Origin of the sequence: Cytobacillus solani (assembly GCF_001420595.1) — a bacterium.
Lineage (GTDB): Bacteria > Bacillota > Bacilli > Bacillales > Cytobacillaceae > Cytobacillus > Cytobacillus solani.
In genome coordinates this window covers 3,621,212-3,641,009 of the sequence record NZ_LJIX01000006.1, presented here as the reverse complement: position 1 = coordinate 3,641,009, position 19,798 = coordinate 3,621,212, and the positions used below count along the sequence as shown (strand labels likewise).

Here is a 19,798-nt window from a genome sequence, read left to right as displayed (position 1 = left end):
ATGGGAGAAGCCATTGTGATTACATCCGGTAAGGGAGGGGTCGGTAAAACGACGACAAGTGCGAATGTAGGAACGGCCCTTGCTTTACAAGGGAAAAAAGTTTGCCTTGTAGATACAGATATCGGCCTTCGTAATTTAGATGTTGTCATGGGACTTGAAAATCGGATTATTTATGATCTTGTCGATGTTTTGGAAGGTCGATGCAAAATTCACCAGGCACTTGTAAAAGATAAGAGATTTGAAGATCTTTTATATCTATTGCCTGCCGCACAAACAAGTGATAAAACAGCCGTCACACCGGAGCAAATGAAGATACTAATCGATGAATTGAAGCAAGATTATGATTATGTCATCATTGATTGCCCTGCAGGGATTGAACACGGTTACAGAAATGCAGTGGCTGGTGCTGATAAAGCCATTGTTGTGACGACCCCAGAAGTTTCAGCTGTTAGAGATGCGGACCGTATTATTGGTTTGCTGGAAAAAGAGGAAAATGTAGAGTCGCCTAGACTCATAATCAACCGCATTCGTAACCAAATGATGAAAAATGGGGATATGCTTGACGTAGATGAAATTGCTACCCACTTATCGATAGATTTAATCGGTATCGTAGCTGATGATGATGAAGTCATTAGAGCTTCTAATCACGGCGAGCCAATAGCGTTAAATCCGAACAGCAAGGCATCCATTGCTTACCGAAATATTGCCCGCCGAATTTTAGGCGAGTCCATTCCCCTACAGTCGCTTGAAGAGGATAATCCAGGTGTCTTTTCAAAGCTGAAAAAGTTTTTTGGTGTGAAATAGAAAAATCAAAAAGTCAGGGATCCCCTGGCTTTTTTTCTATCCAGCCCGTCTTATGCTTGTCGGGGCTGAACAGTCGCCTCCGCTTTTCAGTGATGTCTAGCTGCAGCGGCTAGGGGCTCGAGGTCTTAAGCCATTCCGGCAAAAAGGTAAAGATCAACCTTTCTGCCGGCCTGTCTTAAGCTTGTCGCCCCTGTGCAAGCCACCTCCGCTTTTCTTTGTTGTCATACTCTTTTCGGACATGTCATAGACTTGTACAAAAGATAAGTAGGGGAATGGTGAGGGATGAGCAATAGAGCGGAGGATATTCGGAAACGGGTTGCACGAAGAAAACGTGAACGTGAAAGAATGACAAAAAATATTGATAATCGTGTTCTTTGGGCAGAAGATGAAGAACGCTATGGCTTTGATAAGCTATCTTCCTATGATGGAGGCAGTGGAGAAGGAAATCATCCTTTATTTCGAAAGGAATGGTTTTTATTTAAGCTGCTAGCTTCAGCCTGTTTATTTTTGATCGTAGCAATTATGTTTAAAAATAATGCCGTAACCTTTGATTCTGCTAGAAATTTTGTTAAAACATCGATGGAAAAGGACTTTCAGTTTGTTGCAGTTTCCAACTGGTATGAGGAGCAATTCGGAAAGCCGTTAGCTTTATTGCCTTTTAAAGAGCAAAAAAATGATGAAGGCAAAAAGAGTACCGCTTCAAATACAGAATATGCCTTACCAGCTTCTGCAAAAATTCTTGAGGAATTTAGTGTGAATGGTCAAAGAATAACGATTGAAACAGGAAAAGGCACTGCCGTTCAAGCGATGAGTGAAGGGCTAGTCAGTTTTGCTGGGAAAAAGGATGGCTTTGGAAAAACAGTGATCATCAAGCATGCGGATAATAGTGAATCATGGTATGGAAATTTGGAGGAAATAAGTGTGGAATTCATGGAATATATCGAAAGTGGAACGGAAGTAGGGATACCGACTGCAACCGAGGACGGCAACAAAGGGTCTTTTTACTTCGCGATCAAGCAGGGGGATGACTTCATCGACCCGATCCAGGTGATTCCATTTGATTAAATTGGCAGGATTGATAAAATATATTCATATTCATCCGCTCTTATGGGTAGTGATCGGTTTAGCGATTATGACTGCTCATTTTATTGAGCTATCGCTGTTTCTATTTATTATCCTTGTACATGAACTGGGACATGCAGGTGCAGCGTCTTTTTTTTCGTGGAGGATTAAAAGAATTGCTCTTTTGCCATTTGGTGGGGTTGCAGAAATGGAGGAGCATGGGAATCGGCCATTAAAAGAAGAAATGATTGTGATTTTGGCAGGGCCCTTTCAGCATCTTTGGATGATGGGGATGGGCTATATTCTATTTCAGTTTTCATTGCTGCCTGACATGATTTATCAGCATTTTATTCAATTCAACCTAATGGTACTATTATTTAATCTTCTTCCGATTTGGCCGCTTGATGGGGGGAAGCTTATATTCCTCTGGCTGTCGCTTTATCATCCATTCCCTGATGCCCATCGGAAATGTTTATTGTTTTCGGTTGGGAGCATAGCTGTTTTTATCATGATCACCTTGTTCATTTCCCCATTTAATTTAAATATATGGGTGGTTGTTTCATTTTTGCTGTTTGCTCTTTATCATGAATGGAAGCAGGGCAGATATGTGTTTATCCGCTTTCTCCTCGAACGGTACTATGGGAAGAACCGAGCTTTCCGTACATTAAAGCCGCTTGTTGTCAAAGAGGAGGAAATGGTGATTCATGTGCTCGAGAAGTTTCAGAGAGGGTATAAGCATCCAATTATTATTGAAAAAGACGGACAAGAAAAAGGATCCTTAGATGAAAATGAGCTATTGCATGCTTATTTTGCGGAAAAGATTGTGACCGCACGCATTGGGGATCTGCTATACGTGTATTAATCAAGAAGTGAGGAAGTATATTGAAGACAATAATTGTTAACCATCTTAATCGCGAAAAGCGTTACGCTGTTTTGAATGATCATGTAGTTGAAAAGCTAATTATTGATCAGCCAAAACAGCATTCTTCTGTAGGAAATATTTATTTAGGAATCGTAGAAAAGGTGCTTCCGGGAATGAATGCAGCATTTGTATCCATTGGGGAAGAAAAAAGCGGGTTTTTACATAGAGATAAGCTAGCTTCTTTTGTACAATCGGATGATGAAATGTCTGTAAAAGCTGCACGCAGCATCTCTGCCTTTGTTCATCAAGGAGAAAAAATTCTTGTTCAAGTTGAAAAGGATGCAGCTGGAACGAAGGGCCCAAGATTAACAGGCATTATTGAACTCCCTGGCAATCACCTCATCTATATGCCGCAAGGACGCTATGTGGCAGTGTCAAAGAAATTTGCAGATGAACGAATCAGAGAGGATTGGCGCAGATTTGGACAACGAATGAAAGAAGCTGAAGAAGGACTTGTTTTTCGTACATCCTGTGAAAAACAAACAGAAGAAGAACTAATAAATGAATTGCAGAATTTACGTCTTGAATACAAAGAATTGGTAACAAAGTCTGGGCAGCTAAAGAGAGCGGGGAAGGTGCTTGAACGCAACTCTTTTGCTGAAGAGATTATGGAAGAATTAAAGAAACTTGATTCAGGTGAAGTAATTATTGACGATCTAGAAATGAAGAAGCTGTTTCAAAGTAACAGCCATCTCTCAGTCAAACATTATATAGGCAAAGAAAATATTTTTTCAGCTTATCGGTTAGAACATGAAATTGAAAAAGCTTTGAAACGAATTGTTTGGCTTGATAATGGGGCTTATTTAATTATTGATGAAGCAGAAGCTTTAACAGTTATCGATGTAAATACAGGGAAATTTGCCGGAAAGACGGATCAGCGTGAAACCATTTTAAAGACAAATAAAGCGGCAGCTGAGGAAGCGGCAAGGCAAATTCGCCTCCGTGATATCGGCGGGATGATTTTGGTTGATTTTATTGACATGAAAGAAGATAGAGATAGAAGAGCTGTTTTGAATATAATGGAAGCTGCATTGAAAAAGGATGAGCGCCGGACCAATTTGATTGGTTTTTCGCCACTCGGCATTTTACAAATGACAAGAAAGAAAACGAAGCCGGCGATCTCTGAAGCTCTGACGGTGAAATGTCCTTCGTGTGAAGGGACGGGAAGGGTTTTAAGCTCAGAAACCATTGCTTTCCGTCTAGAAAGAGAGCTTTGGGAGCATCGTGGAGCCGATTATGAGGCTGTTCACATTTATACAACTGAAGAAGTGGAAAAGATTTTTTCAGGGGAACGGGAGATACATAAAAAGCGGATAGAGGAACTGCTAGGAATGAAAATTGTTTTTACCGTGATCAATAACGAAAAACCTTTTTATGAAATTGGTCAGTTGCAATAGTTGATAGGAAAAGTATATTGACATAACTGAATATCTTATGTTAGTATTTTCATGTTATGTTTGTAGCGCACCCGTGCTACAACCGCACAGAACAGGTAATAAGATTTTGCTCGAGGCCACGTGCATGCGAGTGAAGCGCCTGAGGATGGCGAGTCTTAGTCTAAGAGGAGGTGCAGTTCATGTACGCGATTATTGAAACTGGTGGTAAGCAAGTAAAGGTAGAAGAAGGTCAAACAATCTACATTGAAAAGCTAAACGCAGAAGCAGGCGAAACAGTTACTTTTGATAAAGTTCTTTTCGTTGGCGGAGATAGTGTGAAAGTAGGAAGCCCTGTTGTTGCAGGTGCTACTGTTACAGCTAAAGTTGAAAAGCAAGGTCGTCAAAAGAAGATCATTGTTTTCAAGTATAAAGCGAAGAAAAACTATCACAAAAAGCAAGGTCATCGTCAGCCTTACACTAAAGTTGTGATTGAAAAAATCAACGCTTAAGGCATCCGATGATTGATGTTACGGTTATTCGTAATAAATCCGATAAGATTCAATCATTTGTAATAAGCGGCCATGCCTTTTTTGCCAAGCGGGGCAAGGATATCGTCTGTGCAGGCGTATCTGCTGTATCGGTTGGCGCAATTAATGCGGTGCATGCCTTAACAGGGGTGACCCCTTTGATTGAGCAGAAGGATGATGGATTTCTCAGCTGTGAGATTCCGGGCAATCTTCCGGAAGATACAATGGAGAAGATTCAGCTTCTTCTAGAAGGAATGGTTGTCTCATTGCGGACAATTGAAGAAGAATACGGACAGCATATAAAAATTACCTTCAAAAAGCAGGAGGTGGAATAAATGTTACTAAAATTAGATCTTCAGTTATTTGCTTCTAAAAAAGGAGTAGGTTCTACAAAGAACGGTCGTGATTCAATCTCTAAGCGTCTTGGCGCTAAGCGTGCGGATGGACAATTCGTAACTGGCGGTTCTATCCTTTACCGTCAGCGTGGAACAAAAATCTACCCTGGAGTAAACGTAGGTAGAGGCGGCGACGATACACTTTTCGCAAAAGTTGACGGCGTTGTTAAATTTGAACGTCTTGGCCGTGACCGTAAGCAAGTGAGCGTATACCCTGCAGCTCAAGAAGCATAAGCAATTGATGGGAAAACTCTAGCCATTAAGGTTAGAGTTTTCTTTTTGGATTTAAATAGGGAGTGAAAGTTTTCAATATTTCCTAATAAATGCTTACGATTTCTCATCTTTTTGGTATACTTACAGCAGGCAGTCTTCACAAAAAAATCGTGTAGGAGTGCATGTATGAATAAGGACTGGAATATGATCGAGGTGCTGCGCTATGCACGCCACGACTGGCTAAATAAAATCCAATTAATAAAAGGCAATCTTGCGCTTAATAAAATTGATCGGGCAAAAGAAATTATCGACGAGATCGTCGCCTGCGCCCAACAGGAAGCAAAGCTTTCTAATTTGAAAATTCCTCAATTCGCCTCGCTGATTCTTACATATAATTGGGAAAATCATATGTTTCAATTGGAATACGATGTGTTGGATGGTTCGAAATGTGATTATTTGGATGATGAATGGCTTGTTAGCTGGACAGGATCATTTTTTGATTGTTTAAATTCATCCATTAAGCAGTATTATGACAACCATTTATCTGTGACAATTGAGCCTCAAATAGAAGGTACTCGTTTCTTTTTCGATTTTAGAGGAATAATAACAAATAAGGAACAGATTGAACGTTTCTTTGAAAGAACGGTTACTGCTCCAAAAATTAATTTTCATCTTTTAACAGAACAAGAACTCTCGCTTGAATTTTTTCTACATAAGTGAAAACAATCAGTTCTTGCTGTCTTTTAGGATAAAGACAGCCAAGACAGGAGGAATAATATGTTTGTCGATCAGGTCAAAATTTATATAAAGGGCGGAGATGGAGGCAATGGAATGGTTGCCTTCCGCCGTGAAAAATATGTTCCAAATGGCGGTCCTGCAGGTGGGGATGGCGGAAAAGGAGCAGATGTTGTTTTTGAAGTGAATGAAGGCTTAAGAACATTAATGGATTTCCGCTATCAGCGTCATTTCAAAGCCCCTCGTGGGGAGCATGGAATGTCCAAGAACATGCATGGCAAAAATTCTAAGGATATGATAGTTAAAGTTCCCCCTGGTACGGTGGTCACTGATGCAGAAACACATGAAGTGATTGCTGACCTTGTTGAGCATGGACAAAGAGCGGTCATTGCTAAGGGTGGTCGAGGCGGCAGAGGAAACACTCGATTTGCCACACCTGCGAATCCAGCACCAGAATTATCTGAGCATGGGGAGCCAGGGGTTGAACGGGAAGTTATTCTTGAACTGAAGCTATTGGCTGATGCCGGGCTAGTAGGTTTCCCGAGTGTTGGAAAATCAACGCTTTTATCTGTTGTCTCTTCAGCAAGACCGAAAATTGCGGAATATCATTTCACGACCATTGCTCCAAATTTAGGAATGGTGGAAACTGAAGATGGCCGTAGCTTTGTATTGGCGGACTTGCCAGGTTTAATTGAAGGTGCCCACTCAGGAGTAGGGTTAGGTCATCAGTTTTTAAGACATATTGAACGTACAAGAGTCATTGTTCATGTAATTGATATGGCAGCAATGGAAGGCAGAGATCCATACGAGGACTATCTAACGATTAATAAAGAATTGAAAGAGTATAACTTGCGACTGACAGAAAGACCGCAAGTCATTGTTGCGAATAAAATGGAAATGCCTGGTGCGGAAGAGAATCTGGAGAAATTTAAAGAGCAGCTGGTAGACGATCACCCTATTTTTCCAATATCAGCAGTTACGCGTCAAGGGTTAAGGGATTTATTGTTTGCCATAGCTAATAAAATTGAAGAAACTCCTGAATTCCCGCTCATCCAAGAGGAAGAGGAAACAGGTGTTCATCGTGTTCTTTATAAGCACGAAGCAGAACAAACAGAATTTGTCATTACTAGAGATTCCGCAGGAGACTTCATAGTTTCAGGAGATGCGATTGAAAAGCTCTTTAAGATGACAGATTTCTCAAGAGATGAATCGGTCAGACGTTTTGCAAGACAGCTTCGTGGGATGGGTGTTGATGATGCTCTTCGCCAAAAAGGGGCAAAAGACGGCGATATCGTCAAGCTGCTTGATTATGAATTCGAGTTTATTGAGTAACCACTAGGGGCAGGTGGAGTGGAGAAATGAGACATGAGAAACTGGATAAAAAATTTTTCTTAGTCCGAGAAGATGTTTTACCAGAAGCAATGAAAAAAACATTAGATGCGAAAGAAATGATTGAAAGAGGGAAAGCAGAATCTGTTTGGGATGCAGCTCAAAAGGTAGATTTAAGCCGCAGTGCTTTTTATAAATATAGAGATACGGTCTTTCCTTTTCATACGGTCGTAAAAGAACGGTTAATTACATTATTTTTTTATTTAGAAGATCGGTCAGGTACATTATCCCATTTATTAGGTGAAGTAGCATCGTCAGGCTGCAATGTGTTGACGATTCATCAAACAATTCCACTCATGGGAAGGGCAAACGTTACGCTTTCCTTAAATACAGCAGGAATGCAAATTGAAATTGAAGAATTATTAATTAGGCTAAGAAAATTAGAGTTTGTTGAAAGAGTTGAGGTGCTTGGTTCAGGTGCATGATTAATCGTGCACCTGTGCCTATCACCTTTTTTTATTTTTACTTATGCCATGTAAAGTGGTAAAGTGTTAGTAATCAATTATACATATCGTGCTTTTTAAGGGGAGAGAAGATACTGTGAAAATAGGTTTTTTAGGTCCGAAAGCAACTTTTACAGACATTGCCGTTCGTGAAATGTTTCCTAAAGAAGAATCTGTTCCATATGCAACAATTCCAGATTGTTTTGATGCATTAAGCGAGGATGAAATTGAACTAGCAGTTGTACCTTTAGAGAATGCACTTGAAGGGTCTGTAAATATTACACTTGATTATTTAGTTCACGAAGTAAATTTACCGATTATTGCAGAGCTTACTTCCCCCATTCGCCAGCATTTTATGGTGCATCCAGACAATAAAGACAGCTGGAAGGAGACTGAAAGGATTTATAGCCACTCCCATGCCATTGCACAATGCCACAAGTTTTTACATAAAGAATTGAAAGGAGTTCCTTATACGAATACAACCTCCACAGCAGCGGCAGCACAATTTATTAAGGAACATCCGGATATGAAAGCTGGAGCGATTGCCAATGAGCTGGCAGCAAAGGAATATGGCCTTTCGATTGTTCGGAAAGATGTGCATGATATCCATTATAATCATACTCGTTTTATCGTTCTTTCAAAAAATGAAATGCCGTTATGTGAGGATGGTTCTGCGTTTAAAGGATACAAAACAACGGTGATGATCACATTGCCATCCGATCGTGCAGGTGCACTTCACCAGGTTTTATCCGCATTTGCTTGGAGAAGATTGAATCTTTCTAAAATTGAATCCAGGCCGATGAAAACTGGCTTGGGTAATTATTTTTTTATCATTGATATTGATATGAAACAGGATGATGTATTAATTCCAGGAGTTGTTGCGGAGTTAGAGGCGCTTGATTGTAAAGTAAAGATCTTAGGGAGCTATCCTTATTATCAGCTAGGTTTAGAGACTTCTAAATCGAATACTTACCTGTAAACAGAAAAGGAGCACAAATGTGTGCTCTTTTTTCATTTGAAAGAAAATATATCATTTAATGTTATATATAATCTTTGTAATGAGGCTGTCTATGTCTAGCTCCATAAGTTGTTCTTTACTCAACTAAAAAATTTGCATCCTTTAATGCTTTTTCAGCTTCATCTAGCTTTTCCTTAGTTGCTGCTGAAATTGTATGAAGATGAATGCCGCCTGTAAGCTCAGATAAATAGGAGGCATTCGTTGATTTGATTTTTTTCATAAATTGACTGACTTCTTTTCGACTAGAAACCATAACAGATGCCGTTAAATCTCCATAGACAGGATGTTCAATGCGAACATCCTTTACCGTGACCCCATAATCAACAAGTAAATTAAGTTCTTCTTCTGTTCTTTCAGGTGTATGGTTGCTAGCAATGATACGCTCTACTATGGGGGCCTGACTGCCATTTTGAATTAGAAACATATAGCCTTGGCTTGTGGCTATAATTGGTTCACCCTTTGCTTTTAAAAGGGTAATGTCGCCGACAATGACTTGTCTGCTTACGTTTGTGATCGATGCAAGCTCACTGCCTGTTATCGGCTCTCCCTTATCCTTCAAAAGCTGGAGCAGCATCTCTCTTCTCTCTTCACCGAGCACCTTTCGTTGATTCTTCATTATATAAACTCCCTCACATCCCAATAATAACTAATTTTATCATAATTATGGGCTGAAATTAACTGAATTAGCTTTGGAATGATTTTAACAAAGTGTAAGAGTGCCTGATAAATCAAATTTTTATCACCAAGGGGATCAGAGATATGAATATATTTCAAACAGTCGATCGTAAATTAATTTAATCAGCAGCAAAGAATTTTATTCTTACCTAATCAGCATTTAGAAAGAATGCTAGCATATGTCTAAAACCGCCTTCATTATGGGAGGTTTTTTTCTTCTAAAAAAACCTTTGTAACTAGTTACTCAAACATATTTCTCATAATAAAAGCATAAGTTTTTATGTAAAGTAATAGCAATTTGCCCATTTTGTCATACACTATATGGACTTATGACTAGTAGGAGGGATCAGAGTGAAGATCCATATCGTACAAAAAGGGGATACTCTTTGGAAGATCGCCAAAAAGTACGGCGTGAATTTTGAAGAGCTGAAAAAGATGAATACACAGCTCAGCAACCCTGATATGATTATGCCCGGTATGAAAATAAAAGTTCCTGGAGCAGGAGGATCAGTGAAGAAGGAAGCTCCTATTGGAGGCATGCCGGACACAAAAATTAATATGGGTGCTAAAAAAGAAATGCCAAAAGCGGAACACCCTTTAGCAAAAGAGAAACCGAAGACAATGCCTGTTGTAGAAGCGCCTAAGGAAGTGCCAGTCGCACCTGCACCGCCTAAAAAAGAAGTACCGAAAGTAACGGCACCACAGGTTGAGATACCGAAAGAAGTCCCTAAGAAACCATTTATTCCGAAAATGCCAAAACCAATTATGCCGGAAATCGATATAAATAATTATTATATGATGAATATGGCTAATCTATCTGTTCAGCAGCCGGCACCGCAATTGCCGCCAAAGCCAGTCAATATACTCCCGGAAGTAAAGCCGATAGAAAAAAAACCAATCGAATCCAAACCGATTAAACCCGTTAAACCAATAGCTGAAAAAACACCAAAGCCAAAAGCAGTTGAAAGTGAGCTATTTGCAGAAACACAACAAGGAGGTTTCGAACAGCCGATGTATCCATATTATCCAAGTCATCTTTATCCTGTTTCTCCAGTCATGCCTGGACCTGGTTTTCAAGGGGGGTATCCTCAGCAAATGGGCTTTCCACAAGTTCAAGGAGCTGCGATGCCAATGCATCAAATGCCTCAAATGCCTCACCAAAATTATGGTTTAGCAGGAGTAGAAAGTCCAGGTCATTATGAGGAATCCTCTCCATTCATGCCGATGCATCAAATGCCGCATATGAATCCGGAATATACCATGCCATCTCATGCACAGAATCCTGCACCTGTGATGGGTGCCCAGGACATTGGGCAACAACAATTGCCGCTTCAGCCAACATACACAGCTCCGGTCATGCAGCCAAATTATGGCTATCCGTGCCCGCCAAATCCGTGTCCGCCGTATCCAACTCATTTAATCCCAGTGTCTCCAGTCATGCCTGGATCTGGCTTTTGTGGTCCCGTACCATACGGCCAAATGCCATTTGGATTTCCACAAATGACTCCACAGGTGCAAGGGGTCATGGAGGAAACACCTAATATGGCACAAATGCCATTAATGCCAGCGCAAAGTCAAATGCCAATAATGCCTCCACAAAGTCAAATGCCATTAATGCCGACTGAACATGTGAAAGAAGCAGATTGTGGATGTGGAGGAGGTGCGCCACAAATGTCTCCTTATGGATTCGGTCAAGGTTTTGTTCCAGGCGTACAGCCATACGGACAGCAAATGGGATTCGCACAGCCATTCCCAATGAACCCTTATGGGCAGGGGCAAATGGGTGGGCAAGCGTTTGGAATGCCGCGAAACTATGATGAGAGCAGTGAATTTGACGTTTAAAGGTGAAAGAGACGATTTATATCAAAATCGTCTCTTCTCCTATTTACAGAAACAACTCCATGTGCCAATTAAGGAAATATCGCAAATAAGGAAGCAAGTGTATAAAGTAAAAGCAGAAGAGTTAGATTTTATCCTAAAAGGCTTTTCTTCATATCATCAGTTCAATTTACAGAAGGATTTTTTAACAGCGTTAAAACAAGTGGGATTTCAAAAAACCTATTCATTTTACCCATTAGAGAAAGAACTCCCTCTATTATTTGAACAAACGTACTATGGATGCATTGAATGGATCGAGACATCTAAAACCGAATTTACCTTTTACAAGCAGCAAGATCGTTTAAAAGGCTTAAAGCTTCTCTCACATTTTCATGATAGGAATGAAAAATTAGTTGAACAATATACAGGGAGTATTTCAAGCTTTAACCAGGTTGAAAAATGGCAGGAAAGAACCGTTTCATTTTTGAAAAATCTCCCGGTTATCCGCTATTTTGTCCAGAAAGAAATAATTAATGAAATGCTTATTTGGGCGGATTGGTCATTAAAAGGAATAGAAAAAGAATCAGGTGTATTTGAAAACGGTAAGAAGGTTATTCTGCACGGAGATGTAGCTCATCATAATTTTTTACGAGCGAAGAATAAAGATATTTATTTAATTGACTTTGATTTAATAAGTATAGGCACCCCTCGTTCTGACTACCTGCAATATGCTAATCGCATTCTTCCATTTCTCCAATGGTCATTCCGAGATTTAGCAAATTATAAGGAAATCGCAGCTTATTTGAATGAAAAAGGATTTATATACGCCCTTGCATTTCCTACGGATATCTTCAGGGAGTGGAATCGGGCGATTCGTGAACAAACCTACTTACAGCCAATAAAAATCCAGCATTTAGTAGAAATGACTGTTGGACAATTTCACAAAAGACAAAACTTTATAAAAGAATTGAAACGGTTTCTTGTATTGTAAATTGGCGGTGCTGGTAATCATTTAAAGAATGAATCCCTTCCTTTTTTGGCAACCTACTGATGAGCATAATGCTCATTGGTTGATTAGCGAAGGAGGGTTTTCGCTTGGAAAAGAAATTACTTGTACTTCCGTTTACAGTATTGATGTCATTAGGGTTAACAGGCTGCGGTGCAAATGATGAATCTGCTGGTCAGCAGCGTTATAAGGATGGTGCTCAGCCAATTGGCTATTATTCAAATGAAAACCATCAGAATAAGGGTGGAAATGTTCAATTTCTTGATGGGGCCGATAATGATGGAGCACTAACTGAGATGATGGACCATACACTTGGTGGGGAAGGCCAAAATGGAAGAAACAATCTCCAAAACAGGAATGCAAATGAACCTGCACCCCAAAGGGTAAGTGATAATGGGGAACCCTACCTTTTTAGGCGTGATGATGCCAATTTCCATGGTCATTTGGGCTATGATAAAAGAGCAAGCAACTCCTATTATGAGGCCTATAATGGGGCTATGGTTGAAAGGATAAACCAAGCTGCAGCAGCTGTTACCAATGTAAATGATGTTCAATCAGTCGTAAATGGGAATTACGTCATCATAGCAGCGGACATTAATGATGCTGCACGAAAAAAAGCAACAATAGCAGACATTAAACAGGCCGTTCAGCCTTATTTAAATGGAAAAACAAGTAAGGTTGTTACAGATGAAAGTACATTCAACCGCTTGAAAGTGATTGATAATGATTTACGGGATGGAGGTCCAAGAGACCAGCTTTATTTAGATGTCAAAAATCTGTTCCGAAACATGACTGATTAAGTGTAAGTGAAAAGAGGCAGGGCATCAATGTCCTGTCTTTTTCTGTTCGATTAAAAACTTTAATAATTTATCCGGATAAGCTTGAAAAAAATGGTCACACTAGATACTGATATTAAACTTAGATGTCCCATTTATTTAAGAGGTGACCAAACATGAGAACCAATTGGTGGGCTTCTGGCCTCCTTTGTTTATCTGGCTTTTTATTTATTTTTTTTCAGAATAGTCTTTTATATAAAATGCACGCAGAAAATATAGTATACGCAAATAATGAGGTAACGAATCCGATCCAAAGGAATGTCGTACTGGAAAGAGTATATGTAGATGGAGAGATTAGTCAAGAATCAGTAAAAGAAACGATTGTGAATATGGAAGACTTTTGGGCTAAATATAGCGGATGGCAGCTTATTCACATGGATAATAGAAAAATTGTATTTCGAATGCAGATGGATGATATTTCGCCTTTGTTGAAAGCAAATGGATATTTTGGCATCACAGAAGAAGGGGTGCTGACCATTTTTAACGGCAGACCTCAAAAGACAAATATTATTCAATCCTTTTTTCAAATTGATTTAGGAAAACTTGAAAGCAAGACATGTGAGGAATTGAAAAAGGGGATTCCAATAAAGACGAAAGAAAACTTTGTTGAAGTGCTTGAAACGTTTAAAACTTATTCAAAAGGAGATAAAATGGAACTTCAATCAGCTAGGGTCTTACAGCCCGTTATCTATAATAAACAAGCAAAATAAAATCAAAAGCTCCAGCAACTAGAAAGAATAGGTTGCGGAGCTTTTGATTTTTTATTTTTCAATATTAGTAATTACGTATTGTCCATCCTTTAATTCCATTTGGTAAGTAACATTTTCAGTGGTTTTGAGTGTTGCCTTATTTTCGTCACCTTCAATCGTTACATCTTCTTGATTTATTTCAAGGAAGGATGGGGTGAAATAGGGTTCAGCATTGATAATCATTTGTCCTTCAGCTGTTTTTTCCTCTGAAGCATAGTGTGAATAAATGTCCTTTGCTAATTCCTTGCTATAGTATTTGGATAGGAATTCAACTGACTTCTCTTCATCTGCAAAATTAGCATTAATGACAGGTGTCGTTTCGTCAGCAGCAACTTCTTTATGGAATACTTCATTTACTTTCAATTCTGCGACTCTTACGGAATTATATATTTTTGATTTAACAGATTCTGTAAGCTCAGCAGTCTTTTTCTCTGATGTTTTTTCAGCTGGCTCTTCCGTTGATGATGAACAGCCTGCAACTGTAAAAAAGAGAGAGAAAATTGTGAATAAAGCTAATAGTTTTTTCATTAGTATGACCCCCGATGATATTTGGAAACATTTTCAATTATAATAATTCTTAGTCTCCTTTTGCAACCTTTTTTTCTACGAACGCAATTTAAAGTATGGTACAATGAGGTACAGAAAAACTCAAGGAGCGAGTATGTTGTTTGAATTCATTAAAGGTCGGGTCGAATATATCGGACCGGAATTTGTCGTGATTGAAAATAATGGGGTAGGCTTTCAAATTTCTACACCGAATCCGTTTAGTTTTAAACAAGATTATGGACAGGAAGTAAAGGTATTTACATACCATCATGTTAGGCAAGATTTCATGGCACTATACGGCTTTCACTCTCGCGAGGAAAAAACATTGTTTATAAAGCTATTAGATGTAACAGGAATCGGCCCAAAGGGAGCATTAGCCATTCTTGCGTCTGGAGAACCTGAGCAGGTCGTTCAAGCGATTGAGAATGAAGATGAAGCATTCCTTGTCAAATTCCCAGGAGTAGGAAAGAAAACAGCAAGACAAATTATTCTAGATTTAAAAGGAAAGCTGCAAAACATTGTACCAGATTTCTTTCCGGACTTATTCTCTGTTGATAAAATACAGCCTATGCAAAATGTTCATTCATCAGAGTTTGAAGAAGCAATGCTCGCATTGCAAGCGCTCGGTTATTCGGAAAAGGAAATTAAAAAGATTTCACCTGAGCTAAAAAAGGAACAGCTTACAACAGACCAATACATAAAAAAGGCGCTGCAGCGACTATTAAAATAATATAAATTGTTTGAATAAAAGGCGTGATAAACAAATGGAAGATCGGATTATTTCTGGCGAAGCAGATATTCAGGAACTATCCTTTGAGCAGAACTTACGGCCGCAGAACTTAAAGCAGTATATTGGTCAGGATAAAGTGAAGGAAAACTTGGAAATTTTCATTCAAGCTGCTAAACTTCGTCAGGAAACACTTGACCACGTATTGCTTTACGGTCCACCAGGTCTCGGAAAAACGACTCTTGCTGCAATTATTGCAAATGAAATGGGCGTAAACATTCGAACGACTGCTGGGCCCGCCATTGAAAGACCGGGTGATTTAGCAGCTATTCTTACTGCATTGGAGCCAGGGGATGTCCTGTTTATTGATGAAATTCACCGGCTTCCTCGAACAATTGAAGAAGTTCTATATCCTGCAATGGAAGACTTTTGCCTAGATATTGTCATTGGAAAAGGTCCAAGTGCCAGGTCTGTACGGCTTGACCTCCCTCCATTTACATTAGTAGGAGCGACAACAAGAGCAGGTTCTTTATCGGCACCACTAAGAGATCGGTTCGGTGTGCTTAGCAGGCTGGAATATTATAATGAGACACAGTTAACAGATATTGTTATTAGAACGGCAGAGGTATTAGATACGGAGATAGATAATCTTGCTGCGGTGGAAATAGCAAGAAGGTCTAGGGGAACCCCAAGAATTGCGAACCGGCTTTTAAGAAGAGTAAGAGACTTTGCACAAGTAAGAGGAAATGGGATCGTTGACGAACAGCTTGCGAAAGAAGCATTAGAGCTTTTGCAAGTAGACCGTTTAGGGCTGGATCATATTGACCATAAATTATTAAGAGGGATTATTGAAAAGTTCCGCGGCGGACCAGTAGGCCTAGAAACCATTTCAGCTACAATTGGTGAAGAGGCACATACAATTGAAGATGTTTACGAACCATATTTATTGCAGATTGGTTTTCTTCAGCGTACGCCAAGGGGCAGGATTGTTACAGATTTAGTGTACCGTCATTTTCAGATGGAGGTACCGAAAACAGAATAATAATAAAGTTGGTGCATCATGAAAGTAGATTTATTTGATTTCCATTTACCAGAAGAATTAATTGCCCAGACTCCTCTCATTGAGAGAACGAGCAGCAGATTAATGGTTTTGGATAAGGAGAAAGGAACGACCCGGCATACTGTTTTTAAACAGATTAAAGAACATTTGAAAGCAGGAGACTGTCTTGTTTTAAATGATACAAGGGTTCTTCCCGCTCGGCTTTTTGGGGAAAAAGAAGGAACTGGTGCTAAAATAGAAGTTCTTCTATTAAAACAGCTGGAAGGCGATTCGTGGGAGACACTCATTAAACCAGCTAAACGTGTAAAAGAAGGCACACGAATTGTATTTGGTGATGGGAAATTAAGTGCTGTGTGTACACAGACCTCTGAGCATGGCGGAAGAGTGCTTGAATTTCAATACGACGGGATTTTTTATGAGGTTCTCGAGCAATTAGGGGAAATGCCGCTGCCGCCATACATTAAAGAACAGCTGGATGATCAAGAACGTTATCAAACTGTTTTTGCCCGAGAACGCGGCTCAGCAGCTGCTCCGACTGCCGGTCTTCATTTTACAGAACAATTGCTTGAAGAAATTAAAGAATTAGGTGTCCATATTGCCTTTATTACGCTTCATGTTGGACTTGGAACATTTCGTCCTGTGAATGTCGAGGATTTAAATGAGCATGAAATGCATTCTGAATTCTATCAAATGACTGAGGGCACAGCTAGGCTATTGAACGAAGTGCGAGAGGATGGCGGAAGGATTATATCTGTTGGAACGACTTCAACAAGAACGCTTGAAACCATTGCTTCAGCCAATAATGGCCGTTTTGAAGAGGCAAGCGGCTGGACAGATATTTTTATTTATCCAGGCTATGAATTCAAGGCTATCGATGGGATGATCACTAATTTCCATTTGCCGAAATCAACGCTTATTATGCTTGTCAGTGCATTAGCGGGCAGAGAAAATGTTTTGAATGCCTATCGTGAAGCAGTTGAAGAGAAATACAGATTCTTTAGCTTTGGCGATGCAATGCTAATTATTTAAGCTGAAACAGACGAGTTGGAAGGAGAACAAATCAATTGACAGCTATTCGTTATGAATTAATTAAAACATGTAAACAAACAGGTGCAAGACTTGGCCGTGTCCATACGCCACATGGGTCTTTTGAAACCCCGGTATTTATGCCGGTTGGAACGCTTGCCACTGTGAAGACCATGTCTCCTGAAGAGCTTGTGGAGATGGGTGCAGGGATTATTTTAAGTAATACCTATCATCTATGGCTTCGTCCTGGACAGGAGATTGTAGAGGAAGCAGGCGGCCTGCATAAATTTATGAATTGGGATCGTGCGATATTAACTGATTCCGGCGGGTTTCAAGTGTTTAGTTTAAGTGAATTCCGTAAGATTGAGGAAGAAGGTGTCCATTTCCGCAATCATTTAAATGGAGACAAGCTATTTTTGTCACCAGAGAAAGCAATGGAAATTCAAAACTCGCTTGGCTCAGATATTATGATGGCATTTGATGAATGTCCACCGTATCCGGCAACCTATGAATATATGCAGAAATCAGTTGAACGAACTTCACGCTGGGCGGAGCGCTGTTTACAAGCACACAAACGTCCAAAAGATCAAGGCCTATTCGGGATTGTTCAAGGCGGTGAGTATGAAGAATTAAGAAAACAAAGTGCGAAAGATTTAGTTTCGCTTGATTTTCCAGGGTATGCTGTGGGAGGATTATCAGTAGGTGAGCCAAAGGATATTATGAATAGAGTGCTTGAATTTACAACGCCATTGCTACCTGCTAATAAACCAAGATACCTAATGGGCGTAGGATCACCAGACTCCTTAATCGATGGAGCAATACGCGGAATTGATATGTTCGATTGTGTGCTTCCGACGAGGATTGCCCGTAATGGAACATTGATGACAAGTGAAGGCCGCTTAGTCGTTAAAAATGCGAAGTTTGCAAGAGATTTTGGTCCGATTGATGAACATTGTGACTGCTATACTTGCCGTAATTATAGCCGGGCGTATATCCGCCATTTAATTCGCTGTGATGAGACATTCGGAATAAGACTTACAACTTATCATAATCTCTATTTTCTGTTAAAATTAATGGAACAGGTCAGACAAGCGATCAGAGAGGATCGTCTGGGGGACTTTAGAGAAGAATTTTTCGAAAGATATGGGTTTAATAAACCAAATGCGAAAAACTTCTAAAACATATGGATGTTCGATAATGGGACAAACCCACGATCTTTTGAACATTCGTTACTTGGTGAAAGGGGTGAAAATGATATGGAAATGATTAGTACATTAGGACCACTATTGTTAATGTTTGTTTTATTTTACTTTTTGTTAATTCGTCCGCAGCAGAAGCGCCAAAAGGCAGTTCAGCAAATGCAGAACGATTTGAAAAAGGGAGATAAAATCGTAACAATTGGAGGACTTCACGGCTTTGTCGATGCAATCGATGAGGGGAAAGTTGTCATCAAGTGTGGAGATGGAAGCCGTCTTACATACGATCGCGCAGCAATTCGCGAAGTAACAGAAGTAGCTGCTGGCGGAGATATGCTTGCTAAATCTTAATAGTGAAAGAAGCGGAATCCTTTTGGATTCCGTTTCTTTTTTTATAAGGTAGGATAATAACGTTATATCAGAGTGTTGTCTAGCTCCAGCGCCTATCGCCTATCAAACTTCAGGTCTCCTCCCTACGATAAGTCAACATCGGTTCGCTCACGCTTACCGTGTTTCCTTTATCTCAGTCATTAAAATGCGAGGCGACTGTCCAGCCCCGACAATCATAAGATGGACTGTGGCGTGGCGTAGTTTGCCACAGAGTAGTACAGCTTATGACCTCGAGGGGCTAGAAGCCGCAGCTAGATTGCGAAGCCCCTCCAGTTTGTACGGCGATGATCAAGGCGCTTGCGCTTTTCTTATGCTGCTCTTGATTTATTATTAGACATATTCACACCTAAAATTCCGCCCATCATCGCTGTAAGGATATAACAGACATGATAGATCGTCTGCTGCAGATTAAATAAACTATCCTGGCCTAAATACTGAAAGAGAAAAATAATGAGGGAATAGCTTAACCCGGTTAATCCTCCAATCATCCATCCTTTTTGTTTGCCTTTTCCTCCAGAGATAAATCCCCCAATGAAAAGTGAAACAAAGGAAATGGCTGTAACAACAAATTGTACGGAAGACTCCTGAAGAGATGTAAAAGTTAATAATAGAGAAATGATTAAGCTGCTAATTATGGCAAGAACAAAAACTACAATTAAGCCGAAAAGAATTCCCCCGCCTACATTTTTTGAATCTTCTATTTTGCTCCTCTCCCTTCTAAGTTAAAGGATCAATCAGTACAGCCTTCCAGACTGCCTGATTCCTTAGTACAAGCATATTCACTTAAAGAAAAAATAGAATATAAAACTTAAAACAAGATGAGTAAATGAAAAAGTATATAACATAATTTCTCTTATGTTGTTCAGAATAAAAAGGAATGTCATT

23 protein-coding genes and 1 other annotated feature are annotated in these 19,798 nt (G+C 39.8%); of the genes, 20 read left to right on the top strand and 3 right to left on the bottom strand.

Annotated elements, in window-relative coordinates; translation table 11 throughout:
- The 11 genes from minD to pheA all read left to right on the top strand — a co-directional run bounded on the left by minD (position 1) and on the right by pheA (position 8,845).
- Positions 1–804 (top strand): septum site-determining protein MinD, encoded by an 804-nt coding sequence (gene minD / locus AN957_RS20150; RefSeq protein WP_053477164.1) that lies wholly within the window; start codon positions 1–3, stop codon positions 802–804.
- A gap of 282 nt (positions 805–1,086) precedes the next feature.
- Positions 1,087–1,869: a M23 family metallopeptidase gene (locus tag AN957_RS20145; RefSeq protein ID WP_053477163.1), complete on the top strand. Its 783-nt coding sequence runs from the start codon at positions 1,087–1,089 to the stop codon at positions 1,867–1,869.
- Positions 1,862–2,728 carry a M50 family metallopeptidase gene (locus AN957_RS20140; protein ID WP_053477162.1) on the top strand — a complete coding sequence of 289 codons (867 nt, stop codon included), beginning with the start codon at positions 1,862–1,864 and terminating at the stop codon, positions 2,726–2,728. Before AN957_RS20145 ends, AN957_RS20140 begins: the two co-directional genes overlap by 8 nt.
- 20 nt (positions 2,729–2,748) lie before the next feature.
- Complete coding sequence (locus AN957_RS20135) at positions 2,749–4,185, top strand: Rne/Rng family ribonuclease (RefSeq protein WP_053477161.1); 1,437 nt, start codon at positions 2,749–2,751, stop codon at positions 4,183–4,185.
- 70 nt (positions 4,186–4,255) lie between these two features.
- Positions 4,256–4,351, top strand: a sequence feature (ribosomal protein L21 leader region).
- Positions 4,352–4,364: 13 nt separating this feature from the next.
- Positions 4,365–4,673, top strand: coding sequence for a 50S ribosomal protein L21 (rplU, locus tag AN957_RS20130; protein ID WP_053477160.1), 309 nt, complete (start codon positions 4,365–4,367; stop codon positions 4,671–4,673).
- Positions 4,674–4,681: 8 nt separating this feature from the next.
- Positions 4,682–5,026 (top strand): ribosomal-processing cysteine protease Prp, encoded by a 345-nt coding sequence (locus AN957_RS20125; protein WP_053477597.1) that lies wholly within the window; start codon positions 4,682–4,684, stop codon positions 5,024–5,026.
- Complete coding sequence (gene rpmA, locus AN957_RS20120) at positions 5,027–5,320, top strand: 50S ribosomal protein L27 (protein ID WP_053477159.1); 294 nt, start codon at positions 5,027–5,029, stop codon at positions 5,318–5,320.
- A gap of 165 nt (positions 5,321–5,485) precedes the next feature.
- Entirely contained in the window at positions 5,486–6,019 is a 534-nt protein-coding gene (locus tag AN957_RS20115; RefSeq protein WP_053477158.1) for a sporulation initiation phosphotransferase B, read from the top strand.
- A 57-nt stretch (positions 6,020–6,076) separates the two neighbouring features.
- Positions 6,077–7,366: a GTPase ObgE gene (obgE, locus tag AN957_RS20110; protein WP_053477157.1), complete on the top strand. Its 1,290-nt coding sequence runs from the start codon at positions 6,077–6,079 to the stop codon at positions 7,364–7,366.
- Between the two features lie 26 nt (positions 7,367–7,392).
- On the top strand, positions 7,393–7,848 hold the full coding sequence (locus AN957_RS20105; protein WP_053477156.1) for an ACT domain-containing protein: 456 nt from the start codon (positions 7,393–7,395) through the stop codon (positions 7,846–7,848).
- Positions 7,849–7,963: 115 nt separating this feature from the next.
- Complete coding sequence (pheA, locus tag AN957_RS20100; RefSeq protein ID WP_053477155.1) at positions 7,964–8,845, top strand: prephenate dehydratase; 882 nt, start codon at positions 7,964–7,966, stop codon at positions 8,843–8,845.
- Between the two features lie 115 nt (positions 8,846–8,960).
- Here the strand turns inward: pheA and AN957_RS20095 are convergent, their stop codons facing one another.
- Positions 8,961–9,500 (bottom strand): transcription repressor NadR, encoded by a 540-nt coding sequence (locus AN957_RS20095; protein ID WP_053477154.1) that lies wholly within the window; start codon positions 9,498–9,500, stop codon positions 8,961–8,963.
- Between the two features lie 410 nt (positions 9,501–9,910).
- On the opposite strand from AN957_RS20095, the gene safA reads away from it, so the two are divergent.
- From safA to AN957_RS20075, 4 genes are all read left to right on the top strand, one after another.
- Positions 9,911–11,401 (top strand): SafA/ExsA family spore coat assembly protein, encoded by a 1,491-nt coding sequence (gene safA, locus AN957_RS28915; protein ID WP_053477153.1) that lies wholly within the window; start codon positions 9,911–9,913, stop codon positions 11,399–11,401.
- Positions 11,355–12,368 (top strand): phosphotransferase, encoded by a 1,014-nt coding sequence (locus tag AN957_RS20085; protein WP_245637801.1) that lies wholly within the window; start codon positions 11,355–11,357, stop codon positions 12,366–12,368. Before safA ends, AN957_RS20085 begins: the two co-directional genes overlap by 47 nt.
- A 104-nt stretch (positions 12,369–12,472) precedes the next feature.
- Positions 12,473–13,183 (top strand): YhcN/YlaJ family sporulation lipoprotein, encoded by a 711-nt coding sequence (locus AN957_RS20080; protein ID WP_053477152.1) that lies wholly within the window; start codon positions 12,473–12,475, stop codon positions 13,181–13,183.
- Between the two features lie 152 nt (positions 13,184–13,335).
- The gene (locus tag AN957_RS20075) at positions 13,336–13,929 is read left to right on the top strand and encodes an intercompartmental signaling factor BofC (RefSeq protein ID WP_053477151.1); all 594 of its coding nucleotides are present in this window, start codon (positions 13,336–13,338) and stop codon (positions 13,927–13,929) included.
- A gap of 51 nt (positions 13,930–13,980) precedes the next feature.
- Here AN957_RS20075 and AN957_RS20070 read toward each other — a convergent pair whose 3' ends face one another.
- Complete coding sequence (locus tag AN957_RS20070; RefSeq protein ID WP_053477150.1) at positions 13,981–14,496, bottom strand: hypothetical protein; 516 nt, start codon at positions 14,494–14,496, stop codon at positions 13,981–13,983.
- A 136-nt stretch (positions 14,497–14,632) separates the two neighbouring features.
- On the opposite strand from AN957_RS20070, the gene ruvA reads away from it, so the two are divergent.
- From ruvA to yajC, 5 genes are all read left to right on the top strand, one after another.
- On the top strand, positions 14,633–15,244 hold the full coding sequence (gene ruvA / locus AN957_RS20065) for a Holliday junction branch migration protein RuvA (protein WP_053477149.1): 612 nt from the start codon (positions 14,633–14,635) through the stop codon (positions 15,242–15,244).
- Between the two features lie 34 nt (positions 15,245–15,278).
- The gene (gene ruvB, locus AN957_RS20060) at positions 15,279–16,283 is read left to right on the top strand and encodes a Holliday junction branch migration DNA helicase RuvB (protein ID WP_053477148.1); all 1,005 of its coding nucleotides are present in this window, start codon (positions 15,279–15,281) and stop codon (positions 16,281–16,283) included.
- A gap of 18 nt (positions 16,284–16,301) precedes the next feature.
- Positions 16,302–17,330, top strand: a complete 1,029-nt coding sequence (gene queA / locus AN957_RS20055) for a tRNA preQ1(34) S-adenosylmethionine ribosyltransferase-isomerase QueA (RefSeq protein WP_053477147.1) — start codon at positions 16,302–16,304, stop codon at positions 17,328–17,330.
- Positions 17,331–17,365: 35 nt separating this feature from the next.
- Positions 17,366–18,505, top strand: coding sequence for a tRNA guanosine(34) transglycosylase Tgt (gene tgt / locus AN957_RS20050; RefSeq protein ID WP_053477146.1), 1,140 nt, complete (start codon positions 17,366–17,368; stop codon positions 18,503–18,505).
- Positions 18,506–18,583: 78 nt separating this feature from the next.
- The gene (gene yajC / locus AN957_RS20045) at positions 18,584–18,874 is read left to right on the top strand and encodes a preprotein translocase subunit YajC (RefSeq protein ID WP_053477145.1); all 291 of its coding nucleotides are present in this window, start codon (positions 18,584–18,586) and stop codon (positions 18,872–18,874) included.
- 347 nt (positions 18,875–19,221) lie between these two features.
- Here yajC and AN957_RS20040 read toward each other — a convergent pair whose 3' ends face one another.
- Positions 19,222–19,614, bottom strand: a complete 393-nt coding sequence (locus tag AN957_RS20040) for a TIGR04086 family membrane protein (protein WP_053477144.1) — start codon at positions 19,612–19,614, stop codon at positions 19,222–19,224.
- Between the last annotated feature and the right edge of the window lie 184 nt (positions 19,615–19,798).